At 72.0% G+C, this 10,529-nt stretch carries 9 protein-coding genes; 6 read left to right on the forward strand and 3 right to left on the reverse strand.

Going from position 1 to position 10,529, the window contains the following annotated elements; all coding sequences use genetic code 11:
• Nucleotides 1-4 precede the first annotated feature (4 nt).
• From NYO98_RS17650 to pknB, 4 genes are read left to right on the forward strand one after another with little or no spacing between them, the layout of a single operon-like run.
• A complete protein-coding gene (locus NYO98_RS17650) occupies nt 5-1,411 on the forward strand; it encodes an FtsW/RodA/SpoVE family cell cycle protein (RefSeq protein WP_268113062.1) in 1,407 nt (468 codons plus the stop codon).
• Nucleotides 1,408-2,868 carry a peptidoglycan D,D-transpeptidase FtsI family protein gene (locus tag NYO98_RS17655; protein ID WP_268113063.1) on the forward strand — a complete coding sequence of 487 codons (1,461 nt, stop codon included), beginning with the start codon at nt 1,408-1,410 and terminating at the stop codon, nt 2,866-2,868. The genes NYO98_RS17650 and NYO98_RS17655 overlap by 4 nt, the downstream gene beginning before the upstream one ends.
• On the forward strand, nt 2,865-4,373 hold the full coding sequence (locus NYO98_RS17660) for a serine/threonine protein kinase (RefSeq protein ID WP_268113064.1): 1,509 nt from the start codon (nt 2,865-2,867) through the stop codon (nt 4,371-4,373). The genes NYO98_RS17655 and NYO98_RS17660 overlap by 4 nt, the downstream gene beginning before the upstream one ends.
• Nucleotides 4,370-6,160, forward strand: coding sequence for a Stk1 family PASTA domain-containing Ser/Thr kinase (gene pknB / locus NYO98_RS17665; protein ID WP_268113065.1), 1,791 nt, complete (start codon nt 4,370-4,372; stop codon nt 6,158-6,160). The genes NYO98_RS17660 and pknB overlap by 4 nt, the downstream gene beginning before the upstream one ends.
• A gap of 110 nt (nt 6,161-6,270) precedes the next feature.
• On the opposite strand, the gene NYO98_RS17670 is transcribed toward pknB, so the two are convergent.
• Nucleotides 6,271-7,023 carry a DUF881 domain-containing protein gene (locus NYO98_RS17670; protein ID WP_268113066.1) on the reverse strand — a complete coding sequence of 251 codons (753 nt, stop codon included), beginning with the start codon at nt 7,021-7,023 and terminating at the stop codon, nt 6,271-6,273.
• A gap of 94 nt (nt 7,024-7,117) precedes the next feature.
• Between NYO98_RS17670 and NYO98_RS17675 the strand changes: the two genes are divergently transcribed.
• On the forward strand, nt 7,118-7,570 hold the full coding sequence (locus NYO98_RS17675; RefSeq protein WP_268113067.1) for a cell division protein CrgA: 453 nt from the start codon (nt 7,118-7,120) through the stop codon (nt 7,568-7,570).
• Nucleotides 7,571-7,976: 406 nt separating this feature from the next.
• On the opposite strand, the gene NYO98_RS17680 is transcribed toward NYO98_RS17675, so the two are convergent.
• Both NYO98_RS17680 and NYO98_RS17685 read right to left on the reverse strand, forming a co-directional pair.
• The gene (locus tag NYO98_RS17680) at nt 7,977-8,921 is read right to left on the reverse strand and encodes a rhomboid family intramembrane serine protease (RefSeq protein ID WP_268113068.1); all 945 of its coding nucleotides are present in this window, start codon (nt 8,919-8,921) and stop codon (nt 7,977-7,979) included.
• Between the two features lie 59 nt (nt 8,922-8,980).
• Nucleotides 8,981-9,493 carry a peptidylprolyl isomerase gene (locus tag NYO98_RS17685; RefSeq protein ID WP_268113070.1) on the reverse strand — a complete coding sequence of 171 codons (513 nt, stop codon included), beginning with the start codon at nt 9,491-9,493 and terminating at the stop codon, nt 8,981-8,983.
• A gap of 205 nt (nt 9,494-9,698) precedes the next feature.
• Between NYO98_RS17685 and NYO98_RS17690 the strand changes: the two genes are divergently transcribed.
• Nucleotides 9,699-10,511 (forward strand): hypothetical protein, encoded by an 813-nt coding sequence (locus NYO98_RS17690; protein WP_268113071.1) that lies wholly within the window; start codon nt 9,699-9,701, stop codon nt 10,509-10,511.
• Nucleotides 10,512-10,529: the final 18 nt, after the last annotated feature.

Below are 10,529 nucleotides of genomic sequence, written 5' to 3' on the forward strand. Positions count from 1 at the left end.
GAGGATGAGTCAGACCGGGACCCTCATGGGCTTCGTGCACCGGCGCCGCCGGGGCGCGGAGCTGTTCCTGCTCGTGCTGGCGCTCATGGTCGGCATCGGCGCCTACGCCGCCGTCGGCCTCGGCGTCGAGGGAGTCGTCCCCGCCGACCTCGTCGGCTACGGCGGCTGGCTCACCGCGCTGATCGTCGCCGCCCACATCACGGTGCGGATCGTCGCGCCGTACGCCGACCCGGTCCTGCTGCCGCTCGTCGCCGCCCTCAACGGGCTCGGGCTCGCGGTCATCCGCCGGCTCGACCTGACCTACGAGGCCATCGGGCTCGACCAGCACACCTTCGCCCGCCAGCAGCTCATCTGGATGACGCTCGGCGTGATCCTCTTCATCGCCACGCTGGTCCTGCTGCGCGACCACCGGGTGCTCCAGCGGTTCACCTACACCGCCGGCCTGATCGGCATCTTCCTGCTGATCCTGCCCTTCCTCCCCCTCGTCGGACGCGAGATCAACGGCGCCCGCATCTGGATCAACGTGGCCGGCTTCAGCTTCCAGCCCGGCGAGGTCGCCAAGGTGCTGCTGGTGATCGCGTTCGCCGGCTACCTCGTGCTCCACCGCGACGCCCTCGCCCTGGCCGGGCGCCGGGTCGTGTTCATCGACCTGCCCCGCGGTCGCGACCTCGGCCCGATCCTGGCCATGTTCGGCGTCTCGATGATGATCCTGGTCCTCCAGAACGACCTCGGCTCGTCGCTGCTGTTCTTCGGGTTGTTCCTGGCGATGCTCTACGTCGCCACCGAGCGCCCCGGCTGGCTCGTGGTCGGCGGCCTCCTGTTCGGTGCCGGCGCGCTGGCGGCGTACACCTTCGTCGGCAACGTGCAGAACCGCTTCAACTTCTGGCTCCACCCGATGGACCACTACGAGGACACCCCGGGCAGCTACCAGCTCGTCGAGGCGCTGTTCGGGCAGGGCTGGGGCGGTCTGATCGGGCGCGGCTTCGGCAACGGCTTCCCCGAGCGGGTGCCTTTCGCCTACTCCGACTTCATCATCTCCACCGTCGGCGAGGAGCTCGGCCTGGCCGCGATCATGGCGGTGATCCTCTGCTACGGCCTGATCGTGGAGCGGGCGCTGCGCATCGCGCTGATCTCGCGCGACGGTTTCGGCAAGCTGCTGGCCGTCGGCCTCGGCGCCATCGTCGCGCTCCAGGTCTTCGTCGTCGTCGGCGGCGTCACCGGGCTGATCCCGCTGACCGGCCTGACCACGCCCTTCCTGTCGTACGGCGGCTCCTCGCTGGTGGCCAACTGGGTCATCGTCGCGCTGCTGCTGCGCGTGTCCGACCAGGCCCGCCGACCCGCGCCGCGCCTCGACCCCGGCGACGACGCCGGAGCCGACAGCGAGAGCACCCAGGTGGTGAAGCTGCGGTGAACAAGCCGATCCGCGTCGTCTCGGTCTTCTGCCTGGTCCTGTTCCTGGCGCTGCTCGTCAACGCGACCTACCTGATGTACGTCCGGGCGGACTCCCTGTCCGACGACCCCCGCAACCGGCGGATCATCACCGCGACGTTCTCCCGCGAGCGCGGCGCGATCCTCGTCGGCAAGGAGGCGATCGCCCGCAGCGTGCCGTCGGACGACAAGTACAAGTTCCAGCGCACCTACTCCCAGCCCTACAAGTACGCCCCGATCACCGGCTACTTCTCCTGGTACGGCCAGACCGGCGTGGAGAGCTCGCAGAACGCCGTTCTCGCCGGCGACGACTCGCGCCTGTTCGTCACGCGCCTCGTCGACCTGCTCAGCAACAGCGACCCGAAGGGCGGCAACGTCCAGCTGACGGCCGACGCCGCCGCGCAGGACGCCGCCTGGGACGGGCTCGAGGCCCTGCCGGGCAACGCGCAGGGCGCTGTGGTGGCGCTCGAGCCGACGACCGGCCGGGTGCTGGCGATGGCCTCGACCCCCACCTTCGACCCGAACAAGCTCGCCTCGCACGACTTCGGGGCCGTCGCCGACCTCAGCAAGGAGCTCAACGCCGACCCCAGCCAGCCGCTGATCAACCGCGCGATCGGCACCACGCTGCCCCCGGGGTCGACGTTCAAGCTCGTCACCGCGGCCGCCGCGATCGAGTCGGGCAACTACGACGCCGACTCGCAGGTCCCGGGCGGCTACCGCTTCCAGCTGCCGCAGTCCACGACGAGCGTCGGCAACTACGACGGCGGCAACTGCGGCGGTCGTCGGATCACCCTGACCCAGGCGCTCCAGGTCTCGTGCAACGTCACGTTCATGAGCCTCGCCAACGAGCTCGGCGTGGACGCCATGGCCGACCAGGCCGAGGCGTTCGGCTTCAACGACACGTCGCTGGAGGACCTCGGCGGACAGGCTGAGTCGCTCTACCCCCGCGACATGGACCCGCCGCAGACGGCCCTCTCGGGCATCGGCCAGTCGAGCGTCACCGCGACGCCTCTCCAGATGGCGATGGTCGCCGCCGCGATCGCCAACGACGGTGACGTCATGCGCCCCTACGTCGTCGACGAGGTGCGCGCCGCCAACCTGTCGGTGCTCGACCGCACCGACCCGCAGAACATCAGCAAGGCGGTCTCGAGCACCACCGCCGAGGAGCTGACGAAGATGATGGTCGCGACCGTCGACTCCGGCACCGCGACCCCGGCGCAGATCCCGGGCGTGCAGGTCGCCGGCAAGACCGGCACCGCGCAGTCCACGGCCGACCGGCCGCCCTACGCGTGGTTCGTCTCCTTCGCCCCGGCGGACGACCCCCAGGTCGCCGTCGCCGTGCTGGTGCAGTCGAGCGACACCTCGCGCTCGGAGATCGGCGGCGGACGCCTCGGCGGACCGATCGCCAAGGCGGTCATGGAGGCGGTGATCAACCAGTGACGGCGCTGACTCCGGGCGGCCACGTCGACGACGCCCACCGCTACGTCCTCGAGTCCCGCATCGCGACGGGCGGCATGGGCGAGGTGTGGTCGGCGCGCGACACCGTCCTGGACCGGCCCGTGGCGGTCAAAGTGCTCAAGCCCGAGTACGCCGACGACGCGCTCTTCCGCACCCGCTTCGAGACCGAGGCACGTCACGCCGCCGCGCTCCACCACCCCGGCATCGCCTCGGTCTTCGACTACGGCCAGGGCGGGCCCGTCGACGGCTCGACGACCCCCCGGCCCTACCTGGTCATGGAGCTCGTCGACGGCCAGCCGCTGTCCGCCCTGCTGCGACCGGGCGCGCCGCTCGACCCGGCCGCCACCCAGGACCTGCTCGCCCAGGCGGCCGACGCCCTCGGCGTCGCCCACGCCGCCGGGATCGTGCACCGCGACGTGAAGCCCGCCAACCTCCTCGTGACCCCCGACCGCCGGGTCAAGGTCACCGACTTCGGCATCGCCCGCGCGGCCGAGGGGATGGCGCTGACGCAGACCGGCGAGGTCATGGGCACGCCCGCCTACATCTCCCCCGAGCAGGCCGAGGGCACCACCGCCACCGCCGCGTCCGACGTCTACTCGCTCGCCGTGGTGGCCTTCGAGTGCCTGGCCGGTCGCAAGCCGTTCGTCGCCGACACCCCGGTCGCCACCGCGATCGCCCACCTGCGCAACCCGGTGCCCGACCTGCCCGACACGGTGCCCGCCGACCTCGCGGCGGTCGTGCGCCGGGCGATGGCCAAGTCGCCCGAGGACCGCTTCGCCGACGGTGCCGCGTTCGCGCAGGCGCTGCGCTCCCCCGGCTCGGTGGCCGGGGCAGGGGCCGCCACCGTCGTGGCGCCGGCCGTCGCACCCGAGGGCGGCACGACCCAGGTGATGCCGGCGGCCGCCCCGGTCCCGGCGCCCGCCCCCGCCCCCGCACGGACGCCCGCCGCGGACCCGGCGCCCGCCCGTCGTCGTACGACGCCGTGGCCGATGCTGGTCGGGGTCGCGGCCGTGCTGGCCGCGGTGCTGCTCGCCGTCTGGCTGGGCACCCGTGACGACGAGCCCACCGGTTCGACGGGCGGCACCACGCCCTCGCAGAGCCAGTCCCAGGCGCCCAGCGAGTCGCCGAGCCCGACGCCCACGGAGACCCCCACGGACGCGCCGAGCGAGACCCCGACCGAGACCCCGACCGAGACGCCGACGGAGACTCCCACCGAGACGCCCAGCGAGACCGAGGCGGCCACGGTCGAGGTCGACCCGGCGGCCTACGTGGGGCGCGACCGCAAGGACGTCGAGAAGGAGCTGCGCGACCTCGGGCTCGACCCGGTCGCCGTGGAGCTCGAGAACCCGGGCGACCAGCCGGACGGCATCGTGGAGTCCGTCGAGCCGAGCGGCACGCTCCAGGAGGGCGACCAGGTGACGGTCAGCTACTGGGGCAAGGTTCCGCCCGGTCAGCAGAAGAGCGACGAAGGGAACGACGAGGGATGACGCAGCCGGAGCCGACGCTCATCGGCGGCCGCTACGAGCTCGGTGAGCTCCTGGGCCGGGGTGGCATGGCCGAGGTCCGCAAGGGCAAGGACCAGCGCCTCGGGCGCACGGTCGCGGTCAAGCGGCTGCGCACCGACCTCGCGAGCGACGCCACGTTCCAGGCCCGGTTCCGTCGCGAGGCGCAGTCCTCGGCGTCCCTGAACCACCCCGCGATCGTCTCGACCTACGACACGGGCGAGGAGATGGCGACCGACGGGTCGGGCGTGGCCCAGCCCTACATCGTCATGGAGTGCGTCGAGGGCCGCACGCTGCGCGACATCCTGCGCGAGGGTCGCAAGATCCTCCCCGAGCGGGCGCTCGAGATCACCGCCGGCGTGCTGTCGGCCCTCGACTACAGCCACCGCGCCGGGATCATCCACCGCGACATCAAGCCCGGCAACGTGATGCTGACGCCGACGGGCGACGTGAAGGTGATGGACTTCGGCATCGCGCGCGCGATCTCCGACGCCTCCTCCACGATGACGCAGACCGCCGCCGTGGTCGGCACCGCGCAGTACCTCTCCCCCGAGCAGGCGCGCGGCGAGACGGTGGACTCCCGCTCCGACGTCTACTCGACCGGCTGCCTGCTCTACGAGCTCCTCACCGGCCGGCCGCCGTTCGTCGGCGACAGCCCCGTCGCGGTCGCCTACCAGCACGTGCGGGAGCCGGCGTCGCCGCCGTCCGACCTCGACGACCAGCTCGACCCCGAGATCGACGCGATCGTGATGAAGTCGCTCGCCAAGCGGGTCGAGGACCGCTACCAGAGCGCGGCCGCGATGAAGGCCGACATCGAGCGCTACCTCGCCGGGCACCCGATCCAGGCGCCCGCCGTGCCGCCGCCGGCGGAGACGCAGTACGTCCCCCCGGTGCCGCCGGGCGAGGCGACCTCGACCATGGCCGCCGCGCCGCCCCCACAGCGCGACGAGCCGTCGCGCAGCCGCGCGGGGTGGTGGGTCCTCGCGGGGATCCTGCTCGTGGCCCTGCTCGCGGGCGGCGCCTACCTGCTCAACGGGATGCTCTTCGAGGACTCCCCCGAGCGGACGGCGGTGCCCAACGTCGTCGGGCTCACCGAGGACGAGGCGCGCCTCGAGATCGCCGACGCCGGCTTCCGGGTCGGCCGCATCACCCGGGAGACCTCGGAGACGGTCGAGCCCGACACCGTCATCTCGCAGGACCCCAACCGCGACGTCTTCGCCGACCCCGGCACCTCGGTCGACTTCGTCCTCTCGCTGGGCAAGCCCGAGGTCGAGGTGCCGTTCGTCGTCGGCACGCTCCGCAAGGACGCGCGGGCCGCGATGCTCGCCCAGGACCTCAAGGTGCGCTTCCAGGAGGAGGACTCCGACGAGCCGCGCTTCCAGGTGCTCAGCACCGACCCGCCCGCGGGCACCGCGGTCGAGGAGGGCACCACGGTGACGATCGTCTTCTCCGACGGGCCCGAGAAGGTCCCCGACGTCCGCGGGCTCAAGCAGGGTGCGGCCGAGCGGGCCATCCGCCAGGCGGGCTTCACGCCCGACGTGCGCACCGACGCCGCCTCCACCGAGCCGAAGGGCACGGTCGTCGACCAGATCCCGGCCGGCGGCACCGCCGACCAGGGCAGCACGGTGACGATCTTCGTCTCGGCCTACGAGGAGCCGGTCGAGACGCCGACCGAGACGCCCACCGAGACCCCGACCGAGCCGCTCCCCACGGAGACGGCTCCGCCCACCGAGCCGCCCACCACCCCGGAGACACCACCCACCCCGCAGTGAGCGAGGCCGTCGCGAGTCACCGGATATCCGGTGACCGCCGTGCTTCGAGGTGGAGATCTCGGGTGCGAAGCACGTAACTCGGGTGCGAAGCTCCCCGGGACCGGCTGGCGCTAGCCCTCGATCGGCGTCGCGTAGGTGAGGTCGAGGAGCCCGTCGTACGCCGGCGCCGTCGCCGAGTCGAGGCGGGTCATGTCCCACGAGACCCCGCCGCCGGGCACGTAGGTGTAGTCGCGGTAGGTCGCGAGGATGGGGTCGGTGGTCAGCTCCGCCTCCAGCGCGGCCGGGTCGCCGATGCCGACGATCTCGTAGGGCGGCGAGTAGGGGATGCCGTGGAGGGTGACCTGGTTGCCCTCGCACTTGATGCCGGTGGTGGAGATCAGCCGTTGCCCCTGGATCGTCACCGCGACGGCGCCGGCGTTCCACATGGCGTTGGCGACGGCCTGGATGTCCTGCTGGTGCACGACCAGGTCGTTGGGGTCGCCCTCGTAGGCCAGCCGCGCCTCCTCCGAGGCGTCGTCGAGGGTGACGCGCACGGCGGGGCCGGTCTTCTCGGTGAGCCCCGCCGGGTCGACGAGGGTCGCGATCTCGTCCTGCGCCCTCTTGACCGACCGGTCGCCGAGCTGCGTGCTGAGGGCTTCCACCTCGGCGTTGAGCGAGCCGGCCTCGGCGGTGAGCTGGGCGGCCTCGTCGCGCTCGGCGCGGACCACGGACGCGAGGTCGGTCAGCCGCCCACCCCGCAGGTCGAAGCCGTCGCTCTGCTCCGCGCTGACCGCGAAGAGCGCCCCGATGAGCAGCACGACCGCGGGGGTCGCCACCCGCCAGGCACGACGACGCCTGGGGGACGAGTGGGACGGTGACCGCATGACGACTACGCTAACCCCCCGTCGGGCACCGTACTGCCCGTGACCGGTGCCGCCAGCGTGCCGGGACCCTGACGGACCAGCCCCAGGAGCAGCAGTGTCGAAGTCCACAACGATCACCTCAGCGGAGAAGACGTCGCTCTTCACCCCGAGGTTCGTGATCGCCCTGGTCCTCATCCTCGCCGGCATCGGCTGGCTGGTCTTCTACTACGTCCAGGCCCGGGGCAACCCGCTCGCCTTCCCGCCGGTCGAGGGCACGCCCAAGGCGGTCGCTGACCTCGGTGACTGGAACTACCTCATCGGCTTCGGCCTGCTCATGGTCGGCCTGATGGTCTCGGCCCACCCGTCCACGCCCCTCGGCCGCGGCCGCGGTGTCGTGGTCGCGATGCTGGCCTGCTTCCTCATCGGCCTGCTGTGGATCTGCACGTTCTACGTCTTCTCCGACGACCTGTCCAAACTGCCGATCTTCAACGACCTCGGCCAGTGGAACCTCGTCGTCGGCATCGCCTTCATGGCGGTCGGCTTCAGCTTCGCGACCAAGTGGGAGTAGGTTCTCCCTCGGCCCGGTGACCCGGGCCACACGGCACTCGCGCCTCGAGCGGTGAGTGAGGCGCCTTCCTGGGGAAGGGAAGGCGTCTCTCTCACCGCTCGAGTCGATTTCGGGGCACGTTGTCAGGCGACCGGGGAACCCTGAACGGGGCGCGGAGATATCCCCACTGTGGACAACGCCTGTGGAGAATTACACGCCTGTAGTTATCCACACCTGTGTGCACACCTGTGGGAACTCGCCGGGGTGGCCGGCCCGCGTCATACGAAGCCGCACCCATGGGTCTCGATCCGTATGACGCCCGCGGGCAGCACGCAGGCGCCGGGCAGGAGGCGCGGCACGACGACGGCCCCCGCCCTCACGTCGTACGACGAGGGGGCGGGGGCCGGTCAGGCGTGCCGGGCGGCCGTCAGGAGAGGGCGAGGTCGCGCACGAGGGCGAGCCCGAGGAGGACCGCCACCACGAGGCCGAGCCCGACCCACTGCACGACCGAGCGACGCGACTGCGGCGCGTAGGCGATGATCGCCGCCGCCAGCGCTCCGCCGAGGAGGCCGCCGAGGTGGCCCTGCCAGGAGATGTAGCGCCAGCCGACCACGGTGATGACGACACCGAGGACGAGGTTCTGCACGAGCCACTGCGACTGGAGCCGTCCCTTGCGGGCCACGACGAGCAGCGCGCCCAGCAGGCCGAAGATCGCCCCGGAGGCGCCGACGGTGGAGGTGAACTCCGGGCTGAACCACACCACCATGACCGAGCCGGCGATGGCGCTGATGAGGTAGATGGCGAGGAAGCGCGCACGGCCCACGATGCCCTCGAGCACCGGGCCGAAGATGAACAGCGCGAACATGTTCATCGCCAGGTGCCAGATCTCGACGTGGGTGAAGGCCGCCGTCACCAGCTGCCACCAGCCCCCGTCGGAGAAGCCGGCCTGGAAGGTCGCGCCCGAGGCCTCGCAGACCTTCTCCTCGATGTCGTACAGCGAGCCGTTCGCGGGGTCGCACACCCCGACGGGACGCAGCGCGAGCAGGTGGGTGACCCACGAGGTGCGACCGCCGGTGAGGGTGATCGCCAGCCAGACCACCGCGTTGATGCCGATGAGGACGTACGTCGTCAGGCGCGGGTCGGCGCTGCGCTCCCCGCCGTACATGGCGCGGTTCTGGCGCGACCCCTTGCTCGCTTCCTTGACGCAGTCGGGGCACTGGAAGCCCACGGCGGCGTCGCGCATGCAGTCGGGACAGATCGGCTTGTCGCACCGCTGGCAGCGGATCCACGTCTCGCGGTCGGGGTGCCGGTAGCAGGTGGGCACCCCGGCCGCGGTCCGGTCCGCGGCCGGCCCGTCAGGCGGCTGGGTCATGGTGGGGGCAGGGCTCGGTCAACGGCGCGTCGCGTCGGGGTCGGTGCGGGCCGGGTGGGTCAGCGCTCGATGGTGACGGACTCGATGACGACCGGCTCCTGCGGGCGGTCCATCGCACCGGTGGGGGTGGTGGCGATCGCGTCGACCACGTCGCGGCTGGCCTGGTCGGCCACCTCACCGAAGATCGTGTGCTTGCGGTTGAGCCACGGGGTGGCGCCGACGGTGATGAAGAACTGCGAGCCGTTGGTGCCCGGGCCGGCGTTGGCCATCGCGAGCAGGTAGGGCTTGTCGAAGACGAGCTCGGGGTGGATCTCGTCCTTGAACGTGTAGCCCGGGCCGCCGGTGCCGGTGCCGAGGGGGCAGCCGCCCTGGATCATGAAGCCGTCGATGACGCGGTGGAAGCCGAGGCCGTCGTAGTACTTCTCGCCCGAGCGGCCGGCGTCGTCGCGGTAGTCCTTGGTGCCCTCCGCGAGGCCGACGAAGTTGTCGACGGTCTCGGGCGCGTGGTTGGGGAACAGGTTGACGACGATGTCGCCCCGGTTGGTCTTGAAGGTCGCCTTCGGGTCGGCCATGGGATGTGCCTCTCAGCTGTGGGTCTGTCGTACGTCGATGTGGCGCGGCACGGCTGCCGTGCGCCTCGATCCTGCCACGCCCCGCCCACGCCCGAGCCAGGCAGGGCGCACCGCGCGACGTCGTGCGTCTCGCCCACCCGGGCGGGGCTGGTCGCGTCAGGGTGGCCGTGGTGAGATGGAGCCACACTGACAGAGGAGGTCACGTATGCCTTTCGGCCGCAAGAAGTCCCTGATGGACCGTGCGCACGACTACGTCGAGCAGCTCTCGGACACGGTCACCGACACCGTCGTCCCGCAGCTGGAGTCGGCGTGGGAGCAGGCGGTGGAGAAGGCCGGGCCCGCGCTGACCGACGCGCGTGACAAGGCCCAGCCGCTGATCGAGGAGGGACGCACCCGCGCCACCGAGGCGGCCGCGGCCGGAGCCGCGCTCGCGGCCACCAAGACCGCCGAGGCGCGCGAGAAGGCCGCCCCGCTGCTGGCCGAGGCCCGCGCCAACGCCGCCGACAAGGCGGCCGTGGCCGCGGCGCTCGCCTCCGAGCGGGCCGCCGAGGGCCGCGACCTCGCGGCAGCGAAGGTCAACGAGCTGCGCGGCATCGAACCCGAGCCGAAGGGCGGCAAGCTGAAGAAGATCCTGCTGGTCACCGGGCTGCTCGCCATCGGCGGCTTCGTGTTCACCAAGCTCAAGGGCAAGCAGGACGCCGAGGCCAACTGGCAGTCCACCTACGTGCCGCCAGCGCCGCCGAAGCCGGCCACGACCACCTCGGTCACGCCGCCGCCCACGCCCGCCTCCCCGGCGACGACCTCCGCCGCACCCGGCGGTGACCCGCTCACCGACCCGCTGCCCGACGAGGTCACGGCCGACGACGTCGTCACCGCCGACCCGCCGGCCACCGACGACCCCGGCGGCGGCGCCCCGGGCGAGGCGATCAGCGACTCGGTCGAGGAGGCCCACCGGCCGACCGACCCGGACACGCCCGCCGACGTCATCGACATCGACGACGTGCCCAAGAAGAAGTAGTAGCACCCGCAGCACCGC

The sequence above is a fragment of the Nocardioides pini genome (assembly GCF_026712185.1).
Classification (GTDB): domain Bacteria; phylum Actinomycetota; class Actinomycetes; order Propionibacteriales; family Nocardioidaceae; genus Nocardioides; species Nocardioides pini.